Source organism: Vibrio sp. YT-17 (assembly GCF_033337375.1).
GTDB classification, from domain to species: Bacteria; Pseudomonadota; Gammaproteobacteria; order Enterobacterales; family Vibrionaceae; genus Vibrio; species Vibrio alginolyticus.
This window is the reverse complement of sequence record NZ_JAWOQP010000005.1, coordinates 185,678-211,657: the sequence shown is the minus strand read 5'-3', so window position 1 is coordinate 211,657 and position 25,980 is coordinate 185,678. Positions and strand designations below refer to the sequence as shown.

21 protein-coding genes are annotated in these 25,980 nt (G+C 43.8%); 11 read left to right on the top strand and 10 right to left on the bottom strand.

What is annotated here, in order from left to right:
• Positions 1-30 precede the first annotated feature (30 nt).
• Together R7F67_RS07490 and R7F67_RS07485 are read right to left on the bottom strand one after the other, a co-directional pair.
• Positions 31-1,065 carry a PotD/PotF family extracellular solute-binding protein gene (locus tag R7F67_RS07490; RefSeq protein WP_042523267.1) on the bottom strand — a complete coding sequence of 345 codons (1,035 nt, stop codon included), beginning with the start codon at positions 1,063-1,065 and terminating at the stop codon, positions 31-33.
• Between the two features lie 137 nt (positions 1,066-1,202).
• Complete coding sequence (locus R7F67_RS07485) at positions 1,203-1,568, bottom strand: DUF6559 family protein (RefSeq protein ID WP_054576155.1); 366 nt, start codon at positions 1,566-1,568, stop codon at positions 1,203-1,205.
• A 166-nt stretch (positions 1,569-1,734) separates the two neighbouring features.
• Here R7F67_RS07485 and R7F67_RS07480 point away from each other — a divergent pair, with 166 nt between their 5' ends.
• A complete protein-coding gene (locus R7F67_RS07480) occupies positions 1,735-1,989 on the top strand; it encodes a hypothetical protein (RefSeq protein ID WP_017819806.1) in 255 nt (84 codons plus the stop codon).
• A 101-nt stretch (positions 1,990-2,090) separates the two neighbouring features.
• Here R7F67_RS07480 and R7F67_RS07475 read toward each other — a convergent pair whose 3' ends face one another.
• Positions 2,091-4,499: a beta-mannosidase gene (locus R7F67_RS07475; protein ID WP_054576156.1), complete on the bottom strand. Its 2,409-nt coding sequence runs from the start codon at positions 4,497-4,499 to the stop codon at positions 2,091-2,093.
• Positions 4,500-4,802: 303 nt separating this feature from the next.
• Between R7F67_RS07475 and R7F67_RS07470 the strand changes: the two genes are divergently transcribed.
• Complete coding sequence (locus tag R7F67_RS07470; protein WP_005373846.1) at positions 4,803-6,389, top strand: BCCT family transporter; 1,587 nt, start codon at positions 4,803-4,805, stop codon at positions 6,387-6,389.
• Between the two features lie 62 nt (positions 6,390-6,451).
• Here the strand turns inward: R7F67_RS07470 and R7F67_RS07465 are convergent, their stop codons facing one another.
• Positions 6,452-7,180, bottom strand: coding sequence for a UTRA domain-containing protein (locus tag R7F67_RS07465; RefSeq protein ID WP_005387087.1), 729 nt, complete (start codon positions 7,178-7,180; stop codon positions 6,452-6,454).
• A gap of 210 nt (positions 7,181-7,390) precedes the next feature.
• Here R7F67_RS07465 and R7F67_RS07460 point away from each other — a divergent pair, with 210 nt between their 5' ends.
• The 9 genes from R7F67_RS07460 to R7F67_RS07420 all read left to right on the top strand — a co-directional run bounded on the left by R7F67_RS07460 (position 7,391) and on the right by R7F67_RS07420 (position 17,913).
• On the top strand, positions 7,391-8,458 hold the full coding sequence (locus R7F67_RS07460) for an ABC transporter substrate-binding protein (protein WP_206953393.1): 1,068 nt from the start codon (positions 7,391-7,393) through the stop codon (positions 8,456-8,458).
• 12 nt (positions 8,459-8,470) lie between these two features.
• Positions 8,471-9,295, top strand: a complete 825-nt coding sequence (locus R7F67_RS07455) for an alkaline phosphatase family protein (RefSeq protein WP_054574544.1) — start codon at positions 8,471-8,473, stop codon at positions 9,293-9,295.
• Positions 9,292-10,182: an ABC transporter permease gene (locus tag R7F67_RS07450; protein ID WP_005373856.1), complete on the top strand. Its 891-nt coding sequence runs from the start codon at positions 9,292-9,294 to the stop codon at positions 10,180-10,182. The genes R7F67_RS07455 and R7F67_RS07450 overlap by 4 nt, the downstream gene beginning before the upstream one ends.
• 2 nt (positions 10,183-10,184) lie before the next feature.
• Positions 10,185-10,973: an ABC transporter permease gene (locus tag R7F67_RS07445; RefSeq protein ID WP_213901412.1), complete on the top strand. Its 789-nt coding sequence runs from the start codon at positions 10,185-10,187 to the stop codon at positions 10,971-10,973.
• Entirely contained in the window at positions 10,970-11,989 is a 1,020-nt protein-coding gene (locus tag R7F67_RS07440; RefSeq protein ID WP_005373862.1) for an ABC transporter ATP-binding protein, read from the top strand. Before R7F67_RS07445 ends, R7F67_RS07440 begins: the two co-directional genes overlap by 4 nt.
• Positions 11,990-11,991: 2 nt before the next feature.
• A complete protein-coding gene (locus R7F67_RS07435; protein ID WP_005373864.1) occupies positions 11,992-12,651 on the top strand; it encodes an HAD family hydrolase in 660 nt (219 codons plus the stop codon).
• A 192-nt stretch (positions 12,652-12,843) separates the two neighbouring features.
• Entirely contained in the window at positions 12,844-13,500 is a 657-nt protein-coding gene (locus R7F67_RS07430; protein ID WP_318057131.1) for a TetR/AcrR family transcriptional regulator, read from the top strand.
• Complete coding sequence (locus R7F67_RS07425) at positions 13,487-14,815, top strand: efflux RND transporter periplasmic adaptor subunit (protein WP_262636901.1); 1,329 nt, start codon at positions 13,487-13,489, stop codon at positions 14,813-14,815. The genes R7F67_RS07430 and R7F67_RS07425 overlap by 14 nt, the downstream gene beginning before the upstream one ends.
• The gene (locus tag R7F67_RS07420) at positions 14,812-17,913 is read left to right on the top strand and encodes an efflux RND transporter permease subunit (protein WP_258476076.1); all 3,102 of its coding nucleotides are present in this window, start codon (positions 14,812-14,814) and stop codon (positions 17,911-17,913) included. Before R7F67_RS07425 ends, R7F67_RS07420 begins: the two co-directional genes overlap by 4 nt.
• 508 nt (positions 17,914-18,421) lie before the next feature.
• Here the strand turns inward: R7F67_RS07420 and R7F67_RS07415 are convergent.
• The 6 genes from R7F67_RS07415 to R7F67_RS07390 form a co-directional block, all read right to left on the bottom strand.
• The gene (locus R7F67_RS07415) at positions 18,422-19,261 is read right to left on the bottom strand and encodes a DNAase (protein WP_318057130.1); all 840 of its coding nucleotides are present in this window, start codon (positions 19,259-19,261) and stop codon (positions 18,422-18,424) included.
• A gap of 164 nt (positions 19,262-19,425) precedes the next feature.
• Positions 19,426-19,578, bottom strand: coding sequence for a hypothetical protein (locus R7F67_RS07410; protein ID WP_017633562.1), 153 nt, complete (start codon positions 19,576-19,578; stop codon positions 19,426-19,428).
• Positions 19,579-19,806: 228 nt separating this feature from the next.
• Complete coding sequence (locus tag R7F67_RS07405; RefSeq protein ID WP_309303205.1) at positions 19,807-20,274, bottom strand: hypothetical protein; 468 nt, start codon at positions 20,272-20,274, stop codon at positions 19,807-19,809.
• A 395-nt stretch (positions 20,275-20,669) separates the two neighbouring features.
• The gene (locus R7F67_RS07400) at positions 20,670-20,936 is read right to left on the bottom strand and encodes a hypothetical protein (RefSeq protein WP_005373876.1); all 267 of its coding nucleotides are present in this window, start codon (positions 20,934-20,936) and stop codon (positions 20,670-20,672) included.
• 324 nt (positions 20,937-21,260) lie between these two features.
• Positions 21,261-24,419, bottom strand: coding sequence for an efflux RND transporter permease subunit (locus tag R7F67_RS07395; RefSeq protein ID WP_318057129.1), 3,159 nt, complete (start codon positions 24,417-24,419; stop codon positions 21,261-21,263).
• A 13-nt stretch (positions 24,420-24,432) separates the two neighbouring features.
• Positions 24,433-25,590, bottom strand: a complete 1,158-nt coding sequence (locus R7F67_RS07390) for an efflux RND transporter periplasmic adaptor subunit (RefSeq protein ID WP_025767993.1) — start codon at positions 25,588-25,590, stop codon at positions 24,433-24,435.
• Between the last annotated feature and the right edge of the window lie 390 nt (positions 25,591-25,980).

The following is a 25,980-nucleotide window of genomic DNA, read 5'->3' as shown; positions in this document are numbered from 1 at the left end:
TTTAAGCCTAACAATAGGCAAAGGCGTTGCTTATTGCGTTCTTAAACGTTGCCAGTACTTTTCGTAAATCGCTAACGTTTCTGCGCCAACATCATTAATAAACTCGCCTTTTTTCATGTCTTCTGATGAAGGGAAAATAGTACGGTTATTTTTCAACTCTTCTGGCAATTTGTCACGCCCAGCGTTCGTTGCCGACGCATAACCCAAACTGGTCACGATTTCCGCTTGGTTCTCTGATTGGTACATGAAGTTAATAAATTTATGCGCCAATGCTTTGTTTTTACTGCCAGACGGAATAGTGAAGTTGTCCATCCACAATACCGCGCCCTCTTCCGGCATCACGAACTTCAGCTCAGGCATTTCAACCTGTCCTTGGAATGCGTTGCCGTTCCATTGCATGCCGACCGATGTTTCACCGGACACGTAAGGGACTTGCGGCGCATCTGAGTTGTACAGTAATACGTTGTTTTTCAGCGCGACTAGAGAATCAAAAGCCTGCTCGATTTCTGCTTCGTCTTTTGTGTTCACGCTATGGCCATTTTTCTTCAGCGCCATACCGAACACATCGCGAACGTCATCAATCAGCATGACTTGTTGTTCGTATTGAGACTCCCATAAGTCTGCCCATTTGGTCACTGGTTGCTCAACCATGGATTCGTTGTAGCTGATCCCGGTAATGCCCCAAATATAAGGCAGCGAGTAATCATTTTTAGGATCGTGCGCTTGGCCAAGTAAACCGTCCATTGTGTCTTGCATGTTTGGCACTTGAGCGTGATCTATTTTCGAAAGCAGCCCTTCTCGCCCCATTTTTTCAATGAAGTACGCAGAAGCAAAAACCACATCGTAGCCAGAACCTTTTAGCAATTTTAGCTTGGTATACATTGATTCATTATTCTCAAAAGTCGAATAATTAATCGTAATACCTTCTTGTTTTTCAAACGCTTTTAACGATGCTTCCGGCAAATAGCCACCCCATGCATAAACGTTCAACGTTTTGCTATCTGCATGAGCAAACATGCTGAGCACAAGAGCACTCAGCCCCAATCCTTTGATGATTAATTTCATGGTATGCAATCCAACCAGTCCAGCGACGCGCTGGGATTCGGGTGCATAATTAGGTAATTGTTACCCAATTGAAAGAAAATTTAATTAATCTTTAACAGCAAAAATATTTATCGAATTTATAAAATTAACGCATGTTTTTAATAGCGACTGTGCATACCAAAATGATGAGACATTCCATCTTCCATTCGACCGCCTTTCCAGCCACCAGAGCCGAGTAAATTAAGCACATCTTGAGCGGTATAATCGGCACCAGAAAAGAAATCATGCGCCACGTCTGAGCGTATTGCTTGCAATTCTGGTTGGTTTTCCAAATCAAGATCTTGCGGATTCGCATACAACGCCAACGCAATTTTTTGTTGGCACGCGCTTAAGCTTAACTCGCTGGTGCTCGTCTTTACCTGACCAACCGAAAAGTACTCACGACTGCCGTATCCCACTATCAATCTGGTACTCATTAGCTTAATCACTTTCTTAATGCGGCGACGTTGTATAAATCTCAACATGTTTTGTTATTCCTGTATTAAGTTGGCTATGTCGTATTCTTTTGTTCGAATTAAAACACTCTGTTTTATCCGCGAAATTTCTCTAGCGCTTTTCGCGATGATCGGTTGTATAATACGATCCTGAAATATTTTGTTACGTTACCTCGGTAACCCCTGAGACTGCAACATGAACAACAGCAGATGGGTCGGCTTTATAGGCGGCACGATTGTCTTACTTAGTACCTTTATCCTCTTCGGATCTTCCGTCCACTCTGCTTGGTACCGAATCCCTGCGGAAGCCATTCATGGTATCGCCTTCACTCTGGCTTTTGGTTTAGGGTTAAACAGCCTGCTGGCGTACGCGACGGCAGTGATTACTCTTGCTGCACTATTCTACATTGGCTTTGTCGTTAGCTATCGGGTCCATCAGAAACTTAAATAAACTTCTGTCTCAACCTGAGCTTAATAACGGATACTTAATAACTAAAAAGGGAGCAAATGCTCCCTTTTTAGTTATCAGCATATAGATGTTCTATGCCCGCTTTAATCATTAAGGTGGCATACCCTCAACGACTGCTGCATACCTGAAACATCATCACCTAAATACTCAACCGTCATTGGAACGTTGACCAACAGAGTAAAACTGGAGTCACTGAACCTTCCATCAGCATCACTCTCCAAATGAACAAAAAACGCAGGCTTATCCGCAATCAATGTAATTTTCCTCCCTTCAATAGAGACACCTATATTGGCTTTCGCTATCGGCAAGGTTTTTAGCTCATGAGTACTAAACCATGTGTTGCTTATTCTGTCTTCACCGATTTGCGCTTCAACATAGAAGAAGCCTGACGTAAGTTCGTCCTTCTCGATCGATTCATCCAATTGCCACAAAATCGTATTGCTGTCTGCTATGACTGTTTGTTCTAAGCTCCAACATTGCTTTTCTTCCCCTTGCCAATCTACCCACTTAAGCAGTACGTTGACGCTTGCGGGCTCTTTTGCATCATTGAGCAAATGTAGGCTCAACTTGCCTGTATGCTCGGAAAATACCAAATACTGTGGCGCAAAAAATCGCTTCGCATGGTAGTGCAACTGCTTCCATCGACCACTGTATTCCAAACTAGACCAAGAACTGACAGGCCAATTGTCGTTGAGTTGCCAGTACAGCATGCCGCGACAAACTGGAGAAATGGCACGCCAATGATCGCATGCAGTTTTGATCGCGATTGCCTGCTGAACTTGACTTAAATACAGCATGCTCTCGAATCCAGAGGGAAAACGAAAATAGCGCGTGAACATCTCTGTGATAATACTATTACCTCGAAGGTTCTTCTGATGTTGTTCGAAAGTTGGGGATGTAATATTCCAGTCTTGCTCAGGGACAAACCGCTTAACTTCAGCAAAAGATGGCCAAGATTGAAAACCAAACTCAGAGCAAAAACGAGGATTCACGTCAAGGTAGGCACTGAATGATTTTCCTGAATGCCAAACGTCCCAAAAGTGCATATCGCCTTTACTATCATCATGCCACGCATCACCGAAATCCAGTTCACCATTACATGGGGAACTTGGCCAGAAACGGCGAGTGCTATCTTGCTCGGTAATCTCCTTCTCAATCATGCGGTTGAGGCGATCGTAGTTAACCGTGTATTTGACTTTACTGCGCTTAGATTCGTCATACCAACCAATAGCTCCAATCACTTCATTGTCACCACACCAAAGTGCGATTGATGGGTGCTCCTTGAGCCTCGGGATTTGGAATCTAAGTTCTTCTTCTACCTCTTTTAAAAACTCGTCGTTTGATGGGTACAACGAGCAGGCGAACATCATGTCTTGCCACACCAACAAGCCAAGTTCATCACAAAGGTTATAAAAGGTTTCACTCTCGTACTGACCACCGCCCCATACGCGAATCATGTTCATGTTGGCGTCAACCGCACTTTGCAAAAGGTTGCGATAACGTGTTTCGTACTCTCGCCCCGGCATTGCGTCAATAGGGATCCAGTTGGCACCTTTAGCATTAATCGGTACGCCATTGACGATAAATTCCATTGCAGAGCCGTGCTCATCAGCTTGGTTATTTAGGGTTAACTGACGCAAACCAATGTTGTGCGTTAACTTTTGCTCTCTGCAAGAAATGGTAATGGGATAGAGATACGCTTCGCCATAACCCGATGGCCACCAGCGTTGAGGCTCCAAAATGTGGAACTGGCAATGATAGTGACCACTTCCTTTTGTTTGAATACATTGACGCTCACCATTAAATTCAACAATCATTTCATGGCGTTGACTGTCCGTTTCCACTTCAACTACTACATCAAGAAACACACTCCCATCGGCTTGCCATTGCTGCTCTGTCGAGAAGCCTTTGAGCCAAAGCTCATTCACAATGTCGATTTGAATGGGGTCGTAAATACCCGATACCATCAAGCAAATGCCCCAGTCCCATCCGGAATGGCATTGTGTTTTGCGGATCAAGTTCATGTGTGGAATTTGGTTGTTGCCCATTGCCGATGGAATAGGAAATGGCAATTTTTTTGCTCTTGCGATACCTTCTAAATCCACCCGAGCAAACTCAACCCGAATCGTGTTAGTACCTTGCTTTAAATGCGGTTTAATATCCACACGTTGCTGGGTAAACATGTTGCTGCAAGTTAGTGCTAACTCACCATTAACATAGAAGGTTGCCAAGGTATCGAGACGAGTTAGCGTCATCCAAATTTGCTTGGCAGACAACGTAAACGCGTCGACTTCAAACTCACGTGAGATATGCCACTCACACTCTTCAATCCATCGAACTTTGTTTTCATTATCGGCAAAATAAGGATCTGGAATCTGCTCTGCTTGTAAAAGCGCCGACACATTATCGCCCGGAATAAACATCGGAATTTCAAGATCGGGACGCTGTGGCGAGGTAAGCATCCACTGCCCGTTAAGTTCGAAGTGAGCCATTGAGTTAAACCTTAGCTTGGGAAAAACATGTTTTCTCAATGTAATCCTGATAATCCCATGCAAAAATAAGGGAAATGTTAATTACATACGAAATGCGGTGCATTTCACGTAAAAACTCTTTCTTTTGATCTCTACCCAAAAATCAGCAACTTGGCTAACCTGTTAAAAATTAATCGAAATCTAAGGTTATATTTGCAACTTCGACATGTTAACATCATCGGCTTTTTGAACATCCTCACACTTTTCGTTGAAACGATGTGAGGGGAAATGCACGGCTTCATAGCCCTAAAAAGCGAAGTAATTATGTCAAATATGACGAATGCCGCCTCCCACACAGCGCCTATTCAGGATGCTGACTATTCTGCTATTCATCCCCCATCTTTACTCAAGCGCCTCGAACTCACCAATCCTGTCTTTTGGTTAAGTGGTAGCTTCCTCACTCTATTCGTTTTACTTGCTCTAACGAATACCGACTCTCTAACCGCAATGGTTAACACCGGCTTCGGCTTTGCTACTAAATATTTCGGAGCTTACTGGCAAGTACTGCTTCTTCTGAATTTCCTAATTGGTTTGGCTCTTGCGTTTGGTCGCACTGGTTATGTGCGCCTAGGTGGTCTAGCGAAACCTGATATTGATAACTTTAAGTGGTTGTCAATCGTACTCTGTACTCTACTTGCAGGTGGTGGTGTGTTCTGGGCCGCAGCTGAGCCTATCGCGCACTTTGTGACTGCTCCGCCTCTATACGGGGAAGCCTCACCGAAAACTGCCGCAATCAATGCCCTATCTCAGTCTTTTATGCACTGGGGCTTCTTAGCTTGGGCGATCCTTGGTGGTCTATCTTCCATTGTCTTAATGCACTTGCATTACGATAAAGGCCTGCCTCTTAAGCCGCGTACTCTGCTTTACCCTGTTTTTGGTGATAAAGCCATTAAAGGCTGGATTGGTGATGTTGCTGACGCATGTAGCATCATTGCAGTAGCAGCAGGAACCATCGGTCCTATCGGCTTCTTAGGTTTACAAATTAGCTACGCGCTAAACTCATTGTTTGGCCTGCCAGATACGTTCGTAACGCAAAGCATGGTTATCATGGCGGCGATCCTGATGTATACCCTTTCCGCACTGAGCGGTTTGAGCAAGGGTATTCAAATCGTCAGTCGTTACAACATCATTTTGTCTGTACTATTAATTGGTTACATCCTGTTCTTCGGGCCGACAAGCTTTATCGTTGATGGCTACGTGCAAGGCGTTGGTCGTATGGTGGATAACTTCTTCCCTATGGCACTTTACCGTGGTGATACAGGCTGGCTAAGTTGGTGGACAGTATTCTTCTGGGGTTGGTTTATCGGTTATGGCCCAATGATGGCGATCTTTATTGCTCGTATCTCTCGTGGTCGTACAATTCGCCAATTAATCATGTCTATTAGCATCGCGGCACCGCTGATTACTTGCTTCTGGTTTAGTATCGTTGGTGGCAGTGGCCTTGCGTTTGAACTTGATAACCCTGGTTTGATTTCATCTGCGTTTGAAGGCTTTAACTTGCCTGCAGCACTGCTAGCGATTACTGGTGAATTACCTTACCCAATGATCATTTCGGTTCTGTTCCTGATCTTAACGACAACATTTATCGTGACGACGGGTGACTCGATGACTTACACAATCAGTGTAGTGATGACGGGCTCAACAGAACCAAACGCAGTGATTCGCTCGTTCTGGGGTCTGATTATGGGTATTGTCGCTATTGCGCTCATCTCAATGGGCTCTGGTGGTATTTCTGCATTGCAGTCTTTCATTGTAATTACTGCCGTACCTGTGTCTTTCATTTTGCTGCCAAGCATTTGGAAAGCACCCGGCATTGCAAGCAGAATGGCGAAAGAGCAAGGCCTCGTTTAAACCGCCTCTCTAACCAATATGCGAAAAAGAGCCCTTCATTGGGCTCTTTTTAATTCTGCGCTTTATCCTACGCTATCAATGCGAATCATCACTGCGTCTGGACGCCAATACTCGAATTCGCAGTCCATTAAATGCCCATCTTGTTTGTAGTTTACCCGCCGAATTTTCAGAACGGGTTGTCCTTCAGCTAGGTTCAACGCCTTAGCGACATGAGCAGGAGCTGACGTGGGAATCACATCAAAACGAGAGCGCTTTGTCTCGTAACCATACTTCTCACGATAAATGCCTGTCAGGGACATGGTGAGGTTCTCAGACAATATACCCTCAAACAGTGCCGCTTTGAGCACGTTCTCAACAAACAATACCGCTCGCCCATCAATAAAACGTAACCGTTCAATTACATAAATTGGGGTAATTCGCTCCACCTCTAACGATTTGGCATACTCACCTGCGGCCATTTCACTTCGCACGTTGAGTAGCTTAGTTTCTGCAATACGATGCTGCTCTCGAATCATCTGATGGAAGTGAGAACGAGACAACGGGTTGTAACAGATACGCTCAGGAGATACATACCAACCCCGGCGCTCTTCTCGATAAATAAGACCTTCAGTTTCTAAAGACACCAACGCATCTTTGATAGTGATTCGAGTTGTAGAAAACAGCTCACTGAGCTCTCTCTCTGACGGCAGTTTTTGTCCTTCCGACATGATGCCGGAAAGAATCTGCTGTTTTAAGCTGCTTCTAATTTTTCCTAATTGAGTACCAAATTGTCCGGTGCCTGTCGCTCTCATTCTGATCTAGTCCAACGATAATTTGACGAATAACATAAGGCGTTTACGTAACAAAAATATGACATTAATCAACAGAACACATACTGAACGTATGAAATATAAGTGCCATATAAAATCAGCAAAACTGTCAAATTACTTGCGCTAAATCGTCACATTCCATCCATAGCATACAAAGCGAACTTACTGACCTAGTCCAGAAGGATGGAGACAATGAAAACTTTGCTAAGTCGTTCAATTACCGCACCAGCGGCAATCATTGCGGTAACGCTCGCTACGCCAACAGTAGCGAAAGAAGCCGATATTGAATCTTTGGTAGCAGCAGCACAAAAAGAAGGGGCGGTTTACAGTGTGGGTATGCCTGACAGTTGGGCAAACTGGAAAGACACTTGGGCTGATTTAAAGTCAAATTACAACCTTAAGCACCAAGACACGGATATGAGCTCGGCTCAAGAAATCGCAAAATTCGAAGCTGAGAAGAAAAACGCGACCGCAGACATTGGTGACGTAGGCTTTGCCTTCGCACGTGTAGCGGTAAAAAAAGGCGTCACTCAGCCATATAAACCAACAACTTGGAATGACATCCCAGATTGGGCAAAAGACGAAGATGGTCATTGGGCACTTGCTTACACTGGCACTATTTCTTTTATCTCCAACAATAACCTCGTAAAAGACGCGCCAAAAACGTGGGGTGACCTATTAAAAGGCGACTACAAAGTGACCGTAGGTGACGTAGGCGTAGCAGCACAGGCAAACAACGCGGTTCTCGCCGCAGCGTTCGCCAACGGTGGGGACGAATCCAACCTCAAGCCTGCGCTCAAATTCTTTTCTGAACTCGCGAAGCAAGGTCGTCTTTCATTTACCGATCCGAACATCGCCAACCTAGAAAAAGGCGAAGTGGAAGTGGCGATCATGTGGGACTTCAATGCATTGAACTACCGCGACAAAATTGACCGCGACCGCTTTACAGTGAGCATTCCTCAAGATGGCTCTGTGATTTCTGGTTATACAACCATAATCAATAAATACGCGAAGAACCCTAATGCAGCAAAGCTTGCTCGTGAATACATCTTCAGCGATCAAGGGCAAATCAACTTAGCAGAAGGTTATGCGCGTCCAATCCGCACCAACATCACACTGCCTCAAGCAGTGCAAGACAAGCTAATTGCTAATGACCAATACAGCAATGTTCACCCAGTGACTGACTTCTCAGCTTGGGAAAAGTCCGCACGTAAGCTGCCACGTCAATGGCAAGAAAGTGTCTTAATCCACCAGCAATAAGAGTAAGTCGTTATGAGCAATAAGGTCATCCTTGTTGTTCTAGATGGACTGAACTATCAGGTAGCCCGTGATTGCATGGGCTACCTCAATGGTCTTCTAGAGCAAAGTCGTTCCCAACAAGAAACTCGCGCAACGCTTTATCCTGTGCAGTGTGAGCTGCCCTCTATGTCTCGCCCACTTTATGAGTGCATTTTAACGGGCGTTCGCCCTGTAGAAAGCGGCATCGTAAACAACAATATCGTTCGTCTATCCAAACACGATTCCATTTTCAGTTTGGCAAAAGCCCAAGGAAAAGTGACCGCTGCGGCTGCCTACCACTGGGTAAGTGAGCTTTATAATCGCGCGCCATTTGAACCTGTTCGCGATCGTTTCACGCATGATGAAACCCTGAATATCCAGCACGGCTACTTTTACCATTGGGATCATTATCCTGATGAAGCCTTGTTCCTGGACGCAGAGTATTTACGTCGAAACTATCAACCTGATTTCTTACTGATCCACCCGATGAATATCGACGATACAGGACATAAGTTTGGCCTAGACTCTCGCCAATACCGCAATTGTGCGCGAGGTGCAGACATTATTCTTTCCAACTACATCGATCAATGGCTTGCTGATGGGTATCAAATCATTGTGACCAGCGATCATGGCATGAACAACGATCTTTCTCACGGTGGGATTTTACCTGAAGAACGAGAAGTTCCCCTGTTTGTCATTGGTGATAAGTTTACCCATCAAGATTGTCATATTAAGCAGACTGATATTTGTGGCACCGTTTGTCAATTGCTAAACCTTGACCACACGAAGCCATACACTCAGGAATTGTTAGCACTATGAGCAGTTCAGTCCTCTCCCCAAGCTCCAGCGAATCACGCTCAAATTTGGCAAGTACTTGGTTAAAGCGCTTTAAGCCAGCCATTTGGTTGGTGCCTTTCGCGCTGTTTTTCTACCTATTTCAACTCGCACCGATGATTTGGGTACTGTTAAACAGCTTTATCTACGATGGCGAGTTTGCCTTCGATAACTACATTGAAGTGCTCGACTCCGCCTTTATGATGCAGGCGTTTGGCAACAGTTTGTGGTTAGCTGTATGGTCGAGCATTTTTGGCTTAGCCATTGCGACTCTGTTGGTCTCTTCTCTACGCAGAGTCGATTCTAAAGTCCGCGACGGTGTGATTGCGTTTACAAACATGAGCAGCAACTTTGCAGGCGTACCTCTGTCATTCGCTTTTATTATTATTTTGGGCACCAATGGGGCGATTACCCTTTTGCTCAAGCAGTATGGCTTACTCGGTGATTTCGACCTTTATGGTAAATGGGGCCTGCTGGCCATTTACATCTACTTCCAAATCCCGCTGGCGGTATTGTTGATCTACCCTGCGTTCGACGCGTTGAGTGATGATTGGCAAGCTGCTGCTGCGCTACTGGGAGCCAAAACATCACAGTATTGGGCGAAAATCGCGCTGCCAGTGCTCTCACCAGCCTTATTCGGTACCTTTATTATCTTAATAGCCAACGCAATTGGCGCTTATGCGAGTGTTTATGCGCTGACCTCCGGTAACTATAACGTCATCACAATTCGAATTGCGAGTCTGGTATCGGGAGACCTGTTCCTTGAACCTAATCTCGCCGCTGCAATTTCGGTGATTCTAATGGCGTTACTTGCCTTTATCACAGTGATTAACCAATGGCTCATTTCGAAAAGCTATGCAGGTAGGAAGTAGTCATGAACAACGTTAATACTCGATTCCATAAAACGGTGGTTTATTCCATTGTTGGGATCATGCTCATCCCGATTTTAGCGACCTTTGTCTATTCGCTTTCATCACGCTGGGGCGCCACGGTGCTTCCAGATGGTTTCACTTTTGATTGGTACGTTAAATTGCTGACCGACCCACGCTTTTTGCAAGCATTTGGGCGTTCGCTGTTTATTTGTATTGCTTCGCTAACCCTCAGTGTGATTCTAGTTCTGCCAGCGATATTCGTGGTGTTTTACTACTTTCCAAGGCTCGATAAGCTCATGAACGTATTGATTTTGCTACCATTCGCTGTACCACCAGTGGTGTCCTCCGTCGGCTTGCTTCAACTTTATGCTGACAGTGAAATCTCCCTTATCGGTACTCCTTGGATTCTAGTAGGTACTTACTTCACCATCGCGTTACCGTTCATGTATCGTGCGATTTCTAATAGCTTCGAAGCAATTAACCTTAACGATTTAATGGACGCTGCACACTTGCTAGGAGCAAGCACAACCAAAGCGTTTTTGATGGTCATTTTACCTAACCTCAAAAAAGGACTGATGGCATCGCTTTTCCTTTCATTTTCATTTCTATTGGGAGAGTTTGTGTTCGCCAATATTTTAGTCGGCACACGTTATGAAACCCTGCAAATCTACTTGTATAACATGCGTCAGACGAGCGGCCACTTTACGTCTGCCATAGTGATGACCTACTTCCTATTTATTTTTTTACTGACTTGGTTGGCAAGTCGTTTCAGCCGAGGAGTCAAACAATGAGCTACGTAACAGCGAAAAATCTGACTAAACGTTTTGGTGATAACACCGTATTTGAGGACATTCACTTTAACATCGAGCAAGGTGAATTCATTACGCTTTTGGGCCCTAGCGGTTGTGGTAAATCGACACTACTTCGCAGCCTTGCTGGGCTTAACCCTGTCGATGGAGGCGAGATTTGGGTAAACGGAGAAGATATCACGCATCAAGTCCCGCAAGAGCGTGGTATTGGGATGGTCTTTCAATCGTATGCGCTGTTTCCCAATATGACCGTCGAAGGCAACATTGCATTTGGCTTAAAAATGAAAAAGCTTGCGAATGATGATATTCGACGTGAAGTGGCTAAAGTCATCAAACTGGTGGATCTGGCAGGTAAAGAAAAACACTATCCGCATCAACTTTCTGGTGGTCAGCGCCAGCGTGTCGCACTCGCTCGAGCGTTGGTGGTGAAACCTCGCATATTATTGCTTGATGAACCACTTTCTGCGCTTGATGCCAAAATCCGCAAACACCTTCGTCAGCAAATCCGAGATATTCAGAAAGAGATGAATCTCACCACTATCTTCGTAACTCATGACCAAGAAGAGGCGATGATTATGTCTGATCGTATCTTCCTAATGAGTAAAGGAGAAATTGTTCAAGCAGGAACACCTGAAGAAATTTATACTCATCCTGCTAACGAGTTTGTGGCCGGTTTCATGGGGCACTACAACCTTGTAGAGGCCAATAAAGCCAAGCAACTCTTCAACATTGATACCGAATGGAAAGTGGCGATTCGCCCAGAGTCTATATATGTAAAAGAGCAAGGTCGTCAATATGATAGCCACATCTCAGCGCCACAAGTAGGTACGATCACCAACCACCAGCTTCTAGGTAATGTTATTCGCTATCAAGTGAACGTTGAAGAGTGTGAGCTCACTGTTGACTTGCTTAACCGCTCTTCAGAACGCTTACTAGCGAATGGCAGCCAACTAGAGCTACTCTTTAACCTAAACGAAATTCAACCAGTGAGAGCCTAAACATGTCCAAACCTTTGTATGTTTTTGATATGGATGAAACCCTAATAAACGCTGACTGCGCAATGATTTGGAACGAGTTTATGGTTGATAGAGGCATCGCGACTGATCCTTTATTTATTATGGAAGATCAGCGTCTAATGGCCTTGTACTCTGAAGGCAAAATGGACATGGAAGATTACCTAGCGTTCTCCATGAAGCCACTAGAAAACATGCCGATTGAAGAAGTAAACGCCTTGGTTGAAGAATGTGTTGAAAGCCATATTCTGGCTAAACAGTTTCCTCAAGCCAAAACCCTGATTGAGCAACTGTCTCGTGATGGTATAGATATGGTTATCATCTCTGCCAGCGTCACTTTTTTGGTGGAAGCCGTTGGTCGCCGTCTTAATATTCCAACCGCACTCGGAATTGATTTAATCGAGAAAAACAACCGTTATACTGCTGAAATCGACGGTATTCCGAGTTATCGTGAAGGCAAAGTCACGCGATTAAAACAGTGGCTAGAAAATCAGCCTGAGCCTTATTCCGAAATCCATTTCTATACCGATTCAATCAACGATTTACCGCTTTGTGAATACGCGAACTACGCTTATCTGGTAAATCCATGCCCACAACTAAAAGAACACGCCAACAGACCGAATTGGAGTGTGTTAAGTTGGGGGTGAGCTAGCCTCACAAGACCGTTCTTCCTAAGTAAATACTTTTCTATTTGTTCAAAGAGCAGTTCTTTCTGCTCTTTTTTACTTCTCTTCATCAAAAATTAATCACTTGATTAAATACTGATTAATTTTTCACATGTCGCATGAGAAATCAGCGTCTTATAATTAATCAAATGTTTAATATTTTGAGAGAAGATTGTGACGGAAGCGCATCGAAGGGCGGGAAGACCCACAGATAATATCGACGCAAGGGAAAAACTGATTTTCCATGCGCGCGAACTCTTCACCATTATGGCTTATGACAAGGTCTCTACTCGCCTAGTCGCGCAGAAAGCAGGCGTGAACGTGGCGATGATTCGTTACTACTTTGGCAACAAAGAAGGCTTGTTCGAGACCATGTTGCGCGAAACACTGTCACCGATGCAAAAGCAGATGCAGACGTTGGTATCCAACAGTAACGAGCAAAACTTTCTCGATCTAATGCGCACCTACTACCGCGAAATGATCATGGTACCACAGTTCCCACGCTTAGTTGCCCAAGTTATGAATATGCCCCCATCGGAAACCCAACGCAAACTGCTCGAAAAAGTCTTCGCAGATATCAGTAAGCCAATGCAAGGCGTGATCTTTGATAAGTTGATCGACAGTGGCGTTTTACGAAAAGACGCCGACCCTCAACTTTGTCGCGTCTCTTACATCAGCTTGATGGTATTTCCTTTTATGGCACCACCAGCACTGCTCGCCATTCATGGCATTGAACTTTCTGAAGCCTTCTTGAACCGATTATTCGAACACAACATACAACTGATGAAATATGGATTTTTAGACTCGGGCGACCAATATGAAGATAAATAAAAAGCTGCTGTTCTTTCCTGCTCTTGCGGTGGGGGTCGTCATTCTGTTTTTGGCGATTAGCCTCAAACCAGATTTGCCCGTAAAACCCGCTGGAGATCGTGCACGGTTGGTCGAGACGATTCCACTTGAGCTCAAAGCCATTGCTCCAGTAGCCATAGGGTTTGGCAAGATCGCCCCAAAAGTGGAATGGAAAGCGATAGCCGAAGTGACGGGGAAAGTGGTCTACCGCCATCCGCAGCTGGAAAAAGGACAAGTGTTGCAAGCAGGGACAGAAATCTTGCGAATCGACCCACTCGATTACGAACTGAAACTGGTTCAAGCTCAAGCCGATCTCAAATCTGCTCAAACCTCTCTGGCTAAGCTGAACCAAGAAGAAGCGAATCTCAAAAGCACACTCAAGATAGAAGCCAACCGTCTGGTTATCGCCAACAAAGAGTTAGACCGTAAACAAAACCTACGTAAGAAAGGCTTAACCTCGCAATCGGATGTAGATCAGCAAGAGCAAAGCGCGCTCTCTCAACGTAAATTAGTGCTGGATATTGAAAATCAAATTGGTTTGATGCCGGATGAGAAACGAGTCGCGGAAGCCCTAGTTAAAGTTAATGCATCAAAAGTGGATGAGGCCGAACGCTCGCTTGATAAAACCATCATCACGCTTCCTTACGATTTGCGTATTGCTGACGTAGAAATTGAGAAAAAGCAAGTGGTTAACCTCCAACAAACCATGGTGACAGGACATGGTATTGATGTCATGGAAGTGGAAGCTCAACTATCCATTCATGACATGCAAACTTTGGCGGCGAGCATCGGTGAGTTTGTCCGCGATGAAGCTGGTATTCCACAACCTGATATGAATGCGATTCATGCCAACATTGAACTCAGCAGCGGTAACCTCTCTGCAAGCTGGCCTGCGAAAGTTGCACGCATCAGTGAAACGGTTGATCCAAGCCAAGCGACTGCCGGTGTGATTCTGGAAATTGAACAAGACTACCGTGCATTAAACCCAACGTCTGCGCCTCCATTGGTGAACGGCATGTTTGTGCGTGCCTTGATTGAGGGACAAGAGAACCCGAGTTGGATCATCCCAGAGCGTGCGCTTCATGGCGATAAGATTTACCTGATGGGAGATGACAACCGTCTGCAAGTCGTCACGGTTGAAGTGTTATATCGTCGCAATAACCAAGTGGTGATCGATGGTGAACTAGAGCAAGGTCAGAAGCTGATCATCAACGATTTGCTGCCTGCGATTAACGGCATGCTATTGAAAGAGTCACCTGAACAGTCAGAAACGGCTATTGAGGAGTCTGATTCATGATCCGATTCTTCGCCAAGCATCCAACAGCAGCCAACTTGCTGATGCTAACGCTGCTGATATTGGGGATTTCTTCACTTTCCACGATTAAGCGTGAAACTTTTCCTGAGTTTGATCCGCCCTACATCCTAGCTGGTGTGGTTTACCCCGGCGCTTCCCCTCAAGAGGTAGAAGAGAGCATCTGTATCCGAATGGAAGATGCTGTCGATGGCCTTGCCAACATTAAAGAAACTCAGTGTGAAGCGATTGAAGGCTCAGCGCGTCTTATCTTAAAACTGAATGAAGACGCCGACATTGGGCGCATGTTGGTTGATGTTCAAACCCAGATCAACTCGATAAACGACTTCCCACAAGAGATTGAATCTCCTGTGGTCCAAGAGCTCGATTGGAACGAGCCAGTTGTGGATGTCGCCATCACCGCAGATACCACATGGCCAGAGCTAAAAGCGTATGCCGAACAGCTTAAACGCACGTTAAAAATCGATTACGATGTCTCTTTGGTTGAAGTTGCTGGTTTCTCTGACCACCAATACCGAGTAGAGTTAGACACTCAAGCTATCCGACAACTTGGTTTGAGTGTTGGTGATATTGCGGAGCAGATTGGTCGTCAAAACGTCAAGTTGCCAAGTGGTAATGTCGAAACGCCAGATAAAAACTTTCTGATCCGCTTTGACGAACGACGCGTGACGCCGGAAGAGCTTGAGACTATCGTCGTGGGCTCTGGTACAAATGGCTCAATCATCCGTCTAAGAGATATTGCGACGATTACCGACCGGTTTGAATTGGACGAACAGAAAGTCCTCTTCGACGGTCATCCGTCTGCCTTATTAAAAGTCAGCAAAAACAAAGAAGACGATGCACTGCGTATCAAGGAACGTGTTGCTCAATTTGTCGAAGAACAACAAGCTATCGCGCCAGACGGTGTGATGCTACAAATGACCAATGACCTTTCATCCGTGCTTTGGGATCGCCTGACCATGATGGTCAAAAACGGTTGGCAGGGTATCATTCTGGTCTTCGCCACCATGTGGTTGTTCTTTAGTTTTCGCTACTCTTTTTGGGTTGCGGCTGGTTTGCCCGTTGCCTTCTTAGGTGGGTTATTTTTGATGGCGCAACTTGGCCTGTCCATCAACATCATGTCTTTGGTCGGGTTACTCATGGCCATCGGTATCATGATGGATGATGCCATCGTTATTGCCGAATCGATTGCCGCTCACCTCGACCGAGGAGAAGAGATCGATGATGCCGTTATCAAAGGAGTGAAAAAGGTACTGCCAGGGGTAATTTCTTCCTTCCTAACTACGGTGTGTATTTTTGGTAGCTTGTTATTCCTGCAAGGTGAAATGGGTGCGGTACTTAAAGCAGTTCCTCAAGTTCTGATCCTCGTTTTGAGTTTGAGTTTGGTGGAAGCCTTCTTGATCCTACCTAACCACCTTTCTCATTCGCTACATAAACAAAAGCAAGAGCGAAAAACACCGAAGTTCAAACAAAAGCTGCTCGCTTCTTTTGAAAACTTCCGCAACACCACCTTGGTCAACGCAGTAGATAAAGTGGTCGAGTATCGCTATGCCTTTATGGGTGGCGTGGTCGCCTTGCTTCTTATCTCCGCGGCCACGTTAGTAGGTGGTTTACTCAAGTTCCAACCCTTCCCTGAATTGGATGGCGACATTGCAGAAGCGCGTATTATTCTTCCTCCGGGTTCTTCTCTGTCTCAAACGGAAGCTGTCGTCGATAAGATCGTCGCTTCCGCTCAAAAGCTAGATAAAGAATGGACAGAGAAAGTGGAAGACGGCAATCCATTGGTTCTACACATCACCAGTCAATTCAACGCTAACGCCGACGCGAATGAATCTGGCCCTCACATTGCCACGGTACGTCTGGATTTGCTGGGTGCAGAGAGTCGTAACACACTCATCGATGAATTTATCGATGCATGGCGTGAAGACATTGGTGAACTTGCCGATCCTATCTCGCTGGTATTTAAACAACCGACCATGGGGCCGGGTGGACGAGCGATTGAAATTCGAGCGAAGCATGATGATCTGGATGCGCTCAAAGCAGCCTCTATCGACATTCAACAATACTTGAATGAGTTTGATGGTGTCCATGGCGTATTGGATGACATGCGTATGGGTAAAGAAGAAGTCTTGGTTAAACTGCGCCCAGGCGCAGAAGCTTATGGGATTAACGGCCAGCTCATCGCCAATCAATTGCGTGCGGCTTTCTTTGGCCAAACCGCAGACGAAATCCAAGTTGGGGTAGAAAACATTTCAATCGAAGTTCGCCTCGATAAAGCACAAGCTGGTGACTTACAGCAATTGGCAAACTTCCCAATAATCTTGTCCGATGGAAGTCAAATCCCACTCGCGACCATTGCAACTTTGGATTTCCAGCGTAATTACGTAAGAATCCAGCGCATTGATGGATTGCGCACAGTGAGCGTATTCGGCGATATCGATAATACGAAGGCCAACTCAACCGCCATTATTCGTCAGTTCCAACAGGATGAAGCGCCAAAGCTTATGCAAAAGTATCCCGGTCTTCGCTTCGATTTTGAAGGTGAAGCCAAAGATACCGCTGAAACTGGCGCATCAATGGGTAAAGGCTTCTTGCTTGGTTTGTTTGGCGTGTTTGCGATTCTGAGTTACCAATTCCGCAGTTATTTGGAACCATTCGTCGTCATGCTTGCGATTCCCCTCGCTTTTATTGGCGTGGTATGGGGACACATCCTACTCGGTCACTCATTAAGTATGCCAAGTATGATGGGCTTCGTCTCATTAGCAGGGATTGTGGTGAATGACTCGATTCTGTTAGTTCAGTACATACGCCATCATGTGGATGAAGGGGATAATGTGCATGACTCGGTAGTCAAAGCCAGTCGGGAACGCTTTAGAGCAGTATTCCTAACATCAATGACCACTGCAGCAGGTTTGCTTCCGTTGCTGACTGAAACCAGTTTGCAAGCACAGGTTATCCAACCACTGGTTATATCCATCGTGTTTGGTATTTTCGCATCCACTCTGCTGGTGTTGTTTATGATCCCTGCCGCGTATGCCATTTTAGCTGACTTCGGCCTAGTCCATAAACACGAAGAAATCTAAAACGACTGATAAGTACATTTATCAAAATGAACAAGAGCGGCTTAGGTCGCTTTTTGTTCGATACCAATACGTTAAAAAAACACACAATCACTTAACAAACAGAGGGTTATTGTATCTCATTAAGTGTGAATATGAACAGTTAAGGATTAAGTATGTTGAGTTTTATATAACCAAATCAAATAACCAATACAAGATTTATAATATGTCTTATTGTCAAAAACGGCATTTCACAGAGTAAAAATACACGTAGGCAACACATTCACAATTTAAACTCACGATAATGAAAACATTGATTGAAGAATTAACATTTTAACAATGATTACAACAATGTTAACTTTAGCCTCGTTGGTCGCGCTGGTGGTAAGCCTCTCACCAAGCCTATTGTCAGTTTTATATGGACGTTCGACCACCTCCAAAATGAATAGACACCCAATTTGGTGCCCTTTTTTCGCCCGTGAAAGCATTCTTCGCGGGCTTTTTTCTTTAAGTTAAGTATGAACGCTCTGGATCAACTTTTTTTTGCCAACCTTTCGGATTTGGAGGTAGTATGCGAATCAATAAGCGGAGACAGTGCTAGCAACTCTAAAACATTTTTTTCAAAGATTTCATCCGCGTGTCTTACCCAATCTAAAAACTTTTTTTGAGCAAACATAGGCTCGATTTCATATAAAAATTCAATACTAAAGTAAAACTCATTTTTGATAGGCAAATTGTACACTCTTCGATAGTCTTTTTTATACTCCAAATTTCCTTCTACATATTTTGAAAATGTATTTCCACCAATCTTGATATCTTGGCATTTGATTGGAGGGTAACCACGAAGAAACTCTCCTACAAGGAACTCTTCTTTCGCTCTCTTTTTTTCTTCGTTTATCGGGTCCATTCCCCAACGATGATTTGCATACGCAATGGCATCATTCATCAACTCTGTATGATCACCTTTTTGAGAACCGTCAGGTGACTCTACAGCATGATAAAAATCTACGTACTCTTTCTCTATAAATGAAGATAGTTGATTAACACTAGTAATATATTTATCTGAAGATTTAATCCTTAACCGAATATATAAGCCACCTTGTTTATTGATTGGTAATAGTGGATTTATTATTTTATTTTGAAAAGAGAAATAAATCGTGGCCAAGTTTATAAACTTTTCATGCCGCTCTACTTTTGAATCAATATTGAATCGTTGTAATTCAATAAAATCTTGGTATACATGACCTTCATATATATTGTTCGGACATTCAAATGATAGTACTAAGTCATCTATCTGGAATACATTATGTAACAAGTGTGCAAAATCTGGTTTCCCTCTAAACCCATCTTTAAAGATTTTGATAAAATTCATATTTATATCTCTTGTTATTTAAATATGTATTGATATTTGTGATAGGCTCTATACTAAATCCATTGGCTTTATATGCGCCATGGCGCACAAAGGTAAATAGACATCCAATTTGATTCATTTTTCTCTCATGGCTACATACTTTGCTAGCTTTTCTTGACGCTGTGTTACTCTGCCTTAGTTTTTTCGTTCAATCCCTTTACCGCTTTGGCTGTATACGAGTCGATGAGCGGAGACAAATCCAGTAATTCCAATACTTTTTTTTCAAAGGTTTCATCCGCACTTCTCACCCAATCTAAAAACTTCTGCTTAGCAAACATCGATTCGTACTTATACCAAAACTCGATGCTCAGGTAGAATTCATTTTTTATGGGTAAATTGTATACTCTTCGTAATTCACTCTTATACTTAAGATTACCTTCTGAGTATTTTGAGTATTTGTTTTTTCCAACTTCAACTATCTCACACTTTATTGGTGGATAACCACTTAAGAAACCTCTAATTAAATATTCTTCTTTTTCTCTTTTTCGGTGTTCACTTTCTGGAATTTATCCCCATTGTTTATTCGCACGCTTAGTCAATTCTTTCATCAAGTCTGTATGATACCCCCTCATAGAGCCTTCACTTTGCTCCGGGGCATGATAAAAATCATAATATTCTCTCTCTAAAAATGAGGACAATTGACTAATATTATCAATATCTTCTCCAGTAGATTTAACCCGTAGCCTAATATATAATCCACCTTGTTTGTTAATAGGAAGCAAAGGGTTCAATATTTTCTTCTGAAACAAAAAATATACCGTAGCTAACTTTACAAACCTTTCATGCCTCTCTATTTTTGATTCAACATCGAACTGTTCTAAATTAACAAGATCCTGGTATACATGTCCTTCATATATGTTGTTCGGACACTCAAATGACAGCACTAAGTCATCTATCTGGAACGCATTATGTAATAAGTCAGAGAAATCCGGCTTTCCTCTAAAACCATCTTTACACATTTTAATAAAACTCATATGTCTATCTCTTACTCTTCAAATATGCATCAATACCTTTAAACGAACGCCTGCAATATGAGTTCTAATTCAAGTAAAGGTAAGCCACATACTAAGGTATTATGAAGGTCAAAAAGGAGATCGGATCTTTTCAAAATTTTAAATATCTAACATCACCTCCACTTTACTGAAATCTACACTTTTAAAAGTTACATCCGCTCCATCCAGCAATAGCTCATCAAACACGCCAACTATTGATAATAGGCTTGAGGATCTGATCTCCACCCATGAAATGAGAAACAAAAAAGCCAGCCTTAAAAGGCTGGCAAGTAGAGCAACAAGGTCAGTGCTTACTGCTAACTAACACCGAACTCGTATTGGATTCATTTTCGTCTGTTAGTCTCTTTTATCGGCGTTTATGACTTGCTTGCTTTCTCTTTGTGGCACGTTACCTTTACTAACTGTTCTTGCTCATCTTTAATGTTTTTCACGATACGCTCATCACGTGCGTGAATGGCATCCATGTTCATTTGCTGAATATCTGCTATAGCTTCATGTTTCATTTCAGAAAAGTCCTGACGTAAATCTGAGCTCCACTCCTCTTTGTCTAAAGTGTTAGCAGCAGCGATTGGTGATGACATTACAGCAATAAGACTTAGAGTAGATAGAAATACGCTTTTCATAATAAGCTCCTTGAGGATTAGCAGTTAATTTTAATTACAATTCATATATTGCACATACGATGCCAACTTTTATTTTGTTATTTTTCAACAACTTAAATAAAACCTCATATTCAACGTTATCTTCGTCTGGTAAATTTCGCTAACCAAGTGTCAAATTAACCATGCGAATTTAAAACATTAGAAACATACATATTAGAAATGCTTTGTCAGGCAGTTTTCTCATCAGATAATTACGTAACTGCCCACTAAAAAATCACTTTGAATCAAAATGCGGAAACAAAAAAGCAGCCCGAAGGCTGCTCCTAATCGTTAACATCAAGCTTGTTAACTCGATACGCTTGCTTCAACGCTCGACGTCACTGGCGACTTTCTGAAACGATTAATCAAACGATGGATAAACCTCTTAATCGATCTGAAAATATTTTTAATATCTTCAAGCATTAAATACAAACAAGGCACCAACACTAAAGTCAGAACCGTTGCGTACAACACCGCAAAGCCCAAAGCGACAGCCATCGGTATGACAAAACGCGCCTGCAAACTCGTTTCAAACATTATCGGCAATACACCCGCAAACGTCGTTATTGAGGTGAGCGTGATAGCTCGAAAACGAGCACAACCCGCCTCAACAACCGCTTGTTTGATGTTCATACCCTTTTCTCTCACTTGGTTTACGTAATCTGTCATAACCAGAGAGTCGTTGATAACCACGCCAGCAGCGGCGATCAAACCAAATGTCGACATCATACTGATGTCTAAACCTAGCCAGAAATGGCCCCAAATCGCCCCCGTCAGACTAAACGGAATGACGGACATTACAATCAAAGGTTGGGTATAACTTTTTAACGGTACAGCTAACAAGATGTAGACGATGATCATGCCTGCAATAAAGAACAAAATCTGTTCATTACGCTGCGCAGCCTGCTCTTCAATATCACCGCCCCATTCTGTTTTCACAGTTGGGAAGGCTTGCTTCATGTCCGGTAAGATATTGTCGTCAATGACCTTCACGATTTCTTGAGGTTCAACCAATTCTTCGTCTATGGAACCATAAACATAAACGGTTTGATACCCGCCTTCACGTCGAATGCTACTCACGCCCGGCTGCTCGTTGATCTTCACCACATCACCTAGCATGACCTTCTTACCTGCTGGTGTTGTAATCACGGCGTAACGCAATGATGAGAATGCTTCACGCGTCAGTTGCGGGTAACGCACCATAACTTTAATTTCTTCACCATCACGAATAATGCGCTGTGCTTCGCCACCATAAAAGCTGCCACCAACTTGCTCTGCGATCATGGTGAGATCCAGACCGAGATCGTACGCTACAGGCGCAAGAGACAGGAGTACTTCTTTGCTTCCAGAATCAATAGAAGATGAAATATCATATAACCCTTCTTCCAGCTGTAAACGCTCTATCAAGTAACGCCCAGCCTCGTTGAGCTCATTGATGTTAGAACCAAACAACAAGTAGCCAAACTCATCTCTGTCACCACCACCCGCACTCTGCTCGCGGATTTTGATGCTCTTCATACCTGGAATAACAGGCATAGCTTCACGCCAACGTCGAGCCAGTTCAAATGTATTGAACGGGCGTAACTCTTCATCAACCAGAGGTACTAATACACGACCTTCGGTGCGGCTTCTGTTGTACGACAGCACATCACGAATCATTCCTTGACCATGTTCTGCAATGGTCTCAGATTCGATCTTTTGCATGACACGTTCAATAGTCTTGAGTGCACTGATTGTCTGCTCACTTGAAACGGTATCATTCATTTCAATAGTGATCGCAGGATAGTCAGTCGGCACTTTAGGGTTGGGGATCACCCGAACATAATTCGCGTTGATCAAAGCCGCGCTGATCAGCAGTAAACCACAGAACACCGCAAACACTGTCCAGCGCCAATGGGTGCATGTTGTTACAAAGTTCCGATATGGACCATTTACAAAACCAAAAAAACGTTGGTTAAATCGGTCACGCCAACCACCTGGTTTAACTGGCTTAAAATGAGTATGCGCAAGGTGTGCAGGAAGGATCAGCTTCGATTCAATCAAACTGAAGATCAAACACAGAATCACGACCCCCGCGATACCATAAAAGAAGGCACTATCAATACCACTAGACAACAAGAATGGTGCGAATACAGCAATCGTTGTCAGAACACCAAATGTCGCTGGCGTAGCAACACGTTTGACACCGCGTACCACGTTATCGACACCGCCGCCCTTTTCTTCGATTTCACTGTACGCACTTTCTCCCATGACGATGGCGTCATCCACCACAATTCCGAGCACCATGATGAAAGCAAACAGCGAGACGATGTTCACTGTAATACCCAAAGCTGGCATCATCATTACAGCACCGAGGAAACAGACAGGTAGCCCAATCATTACCCACATAGCCAAGCGGAAACGTAGGAAAATGGTCAGCATAATCGCGACTAATGCAGCACCTTGCAGCAAGTTTTTCAACATCATGTCGAGACGCCCATTTAAATAATAAGTCGTATCAACTAAGACTTTGAGCTTAACATCCTGCGGCAATGTCTTGTTTTTTGCTTCAATATAATTACGAACGGACTGTGCAACAGGGATAATGTTCTGATCACGAGTTGCTTCAACAGACATGTAGATCGCATTTTGCCCTGAGTATTCAAAATAGCGCTCTTCTTCCGTAAAGCCATCTTTGATCGTGGCGATATCTTGCAGTATAACCTTCGCACCATTTGCGCCAAGCTTTACAGGAATATTTCTAAACTCATCACCACGGTAGTATTGGTTTTCAATCCTTACTGCAATCATCCCTGAGTTTGTTTTTACTTCGCCCGCAGAAAAGTTGGCTGAGTAACGGCTGATCGCGCTGCTGATATCGCTCAACGTCAGGTCGTATTTACGAAGAACAAGTGGGTCTACTTCAATCGCTATTTCTTCTTCTGGCGCACTCAGATACACCAGCATGACGTTTTCTAACTGAAGTAATTCATCTTCGATTTGCTTAGCAAGCGGTTTAAGCTCCTCGAGCGGTCGGTCCCCAACTAACCCCATTTCGATTACATCTTGGCGCCATTCAACTTGGTAGACATTGATTGGTTCCATACCCGCTGGTAAGTTAGACAAGGTATCAATACGTTGGTTTACATCATCTAAGACACGCTTGATATCGGCATTAACGTCTACCTCGATGGAAACATACGCGCTACCTCTAGAGGCCGTTGAGACTGCTTTTTTAATCCCGGTGACGTCTTTAATCGATTCCTCGACCTTAACGAGAATACTCTCTTCTATCTCTTGAGGAGAAGCGCCAGGATAAGTCGCACGAACATCAATGTAGTTCACCTCAATATTCGGAAACATCTGCCTTTGAATAAAGAGAAAACTCACCACACCCATGATAATGATGAACACCATCAAAAGGTTGGCAGCGACGGGGTTATTCGCAAAATAGGCAATTAAGCCCTTTTGTTTAGTATCTTCCATGACAAACTCCTACTTACTGTACGACGGTTTCGGAGTCGTCACTCTTTTTTGCGATTTGTACCGCCATGCCTTTTTGAGGGTACTCTGGTAAGGTCAGTACCAACTTATCACTTTGCTCTAAGCCTTCGCCCACCAGCAAAAACTCACCTTCTGCTCTCAAAACCGTGACAGTTCTGGGTTGAAGTTGATTATCGCCATTCACCACCCACACGGTACGGTTTTTAACTAATTCCTGTGGCAAGCGGTAGATGTGCTTAAGTTCCTTACCAGTGAAGCTCACTTCAACGTAGGAGCCGAATTTAATTGGAGGCTGCTGGTTATCGACACCGTATGGGTCCGCGATTTGAATGACCATGTTAATCATTCGGGTAGCGCTATCAATCATGCCTAGATCACGAACTACTCGACCTTCTCTAGTGGTAGAAAACACACCTTGCTGCGTCACTGTCGCAGTGAGTTCACCAATGGATTCGGGTAAAAATGCACTATCAAAACCGGCAATGGGTACGTGCACCTCTGCCACTTCGATGTTGTTTAACGTGGCAACTCGAGAACCAGATGTAACAAATTGACCAACACCAATATCACGCTCAACAACCAGCGCATCGTAAGGTGCAACGACTTTGCAATTTTCTAACTCTCTTTTTGCTCGTTTGAGTGCCGCTTGAGCCGACTTCACTTGGGCTTGTGCGCTCAAAACGTGAGGTTTGCGTAAATACAGATCCGTCACTTGCTTATCGCTCAGTCTCTTTGCCTGACGTTTTGCCACTTCGGCTTTCGCTTGTTCCTCAATCAAGTTTGCGCGTGCACTAGCTAAATCGGCTTCAGCTTGTAAAACCGACGCTTCATAGTTGTCGCTTTCAATTGTGAAAAGAACCTCTCCTCGTTTCACGATGCCACCCGTTACAAAATTCGGGTGCCAACTTATCACTTCACCACTGACTTGCGCGGAAAGGTGTGTTTTTTCAAAAGGGACTAATTCACCGTGACTGGTAATCACCACTTTGTGATCAGTAGGAAAAAGAGAAGAAGCCTGAACAGTAGGTTCTGTAATTGCATCTTTGGTTGACTCTTTTTCCGGCGCAGTTGCGGCAATTGCAGCATATCCTGCATAAGAGCCTCCAACGACGACGAAGGGTAAAAGCCAACGTAATATGGGTTTTGCTAACATCGAAAATCCTTTTTTATTGTTGTTTTCAACACCACACTTTTATTCAGTCCATTGCTCCCGGTAAGCATGGTGGTGAGAGAATTGAATTTGAATAAACATCAAAGCGGCGCTTGCCTAGTCTTTTAAGCAGCGAACTAGATAGTTATTGCCAATTCAAAGTTAATAAAATTAACAAAAAATTAACCAACTGCGCAAGTTGCTCTGACTTAACTTTTATTCTAAATGGCAAATGACATGCCAAGCATTTATTTATTAAAAATCATATGGTTATATAAAAATCATTATTTTATCCAGTGCGCTATTGGTCATAATCACCAGATATTAGTGATTATGACCAATACGGCCATAATGATAATTAAAATAAATGATTATCTGCGCTTTAAAAGTTGA

Excerpts from the sequence above, each read along its gene's own strand:
- R7F67_RS07390 (WP_025767993.1), bottom strand. The coding sequence starts at position 25,590 with ATGTTAGCAAAACCCATATTACGTTGGCTTTTACCCTTCGTCGTCGTT.
- R7F67_RS07460 (WP_206953393.1), top strand. The coding sequence starts at position 7,391 with ATGAAAACTTTGCTAAGTCGTTCAATTACCGCACCAGCGGCAATCATT.
- R7F67_RS07440 (WP_005373862.1), top strand. The coding sequence starts at position 10,970 with ATGAGCTACGTAACAGCGAAAAATCTGACTAAACGTTTTGGTGATAAC.
- R7F67_RS07480 (WP_017819806.1), top strand. The coding sequence starts at position 1,735 with ATGAACAACAGCAGATGGGTCGGCTTTATAGGCGGCACGATTGTCTTA.
- R7F67_RS07415 (WP_318057130.1), bottom strand. The coding sequence starts at position 19,261 with ATGAATTTTATCAAAATCTTTAAAGATGGGTTTAGAGGGAAACCAGAT.
- R7F67_RS07445 (WP_213901412.1), top strand. The coding sequence starts at position 10,185 with ATGAACAACGTTAATACTCGATTCCATAAAACGGTGGTTTATTCCATT.
- R7F67_RS07475 (WP_054576156.1), bottom strand. The coding sequence starts at position 4,499 with ATGGCTCACTTCGAACTTAACGGGCAGTGGATGCTTACCTCGCCACAG.
- R7F67_RS07470 (WP_005373846.1), top strand. The coding sequence starts at position 4,803 with ATGTCAAATATGACGAATGCCGCCTCCCACACAGCGCCTATTCAGGAT.
- R7F67_RS07410 (WP_017633562.1), bottom strand. The coding sequence starts at position 19,578 with ATGTTTGCTAAGCAGAAGTTTTTAGATTGGGTGAGAAGTGCGGATGAA.
- R7F67_RS07455 (WP_054574544.1), top strand. The coding sequence starts at position 8,471 with ATGAGCAATAAGGTCATCCTTGTTGTTCTAGATGGACTGAACTATCAG.
- R7F67_RS07485 (WP_054576155.1), bottom strand. The coding sequence starts at position 1,568 with ATGTTGAGATTTATACAACGTCGCCGCATTAAGAAAGTGATTAAGCTA.
- R7F67_RS07405 (WP_309303205.1), bottom strand. The coding sequence starts at position 20,274 with ATGAGTTTTATTAAAATGTGTAAAGATGGTTTTAGAGGAAAGCCGGAT.
- R7F67_RS07435 (WP_005373864.1), top strand. The coding sequence starts at position 11,992 with ATGTCCAAACCTTTGTATGTTTTTGATATGGATGAAACCCTAATAAAC.
- R7F67_RS07450 (WP_005373856.1), top strand. The coding sequence starts at position 9,292 with ATGAGCAGTTCAGTCCTCTCCCCAAGCTCCAGCGAATCACGCTCAAAT.
- R7F67_RS07490 (WP_042523267.1), bottom strand. The coding sequence starts at position 1,065 with ATGAAATTAATCATCAAAGGATTGGGGCTGAGTGCTCTTGTGCTCAGC.
- R7F67_RS07420 (WP_258476076.1), top strand. The coding sequence starts at position 14,812 with ATGATCCGATTCTTCGCCAAGCATCCAACAGCAGCCAACTTGCTGATG.
- R7F67_RS07465 (WP_005387087.1), bottom strand. The coding sequence starts at position 7,180 with ATGAGAGCGACAGGCACCGGACAATTTGGTACTCAATTAGGAAAAATT.
- R7F67_RS07400 (WP_005373876.1), bottom strand. The coding sequence starts at position 20,936 with ATGAAAAGCGTATTTCTATCTACTCTAAGTCTTATTGCTGTAATGTCA.
- R7F67_RS07425 (WP_262636901.1), top strand. The coding sequence starts at position 13,487 with ATGAAGATAAATAAAAAGCTGCTGTTCTTTCCTGCTCTTGCGGTGGGG.
- R7F67_RS07395 (WP_318057129.1), bottom strand. The coding sequence starts at position 24,419 with ATGGAAGATACTAAACAAAAGGGCTTAATTGCCTATTTTGCGAATAAC.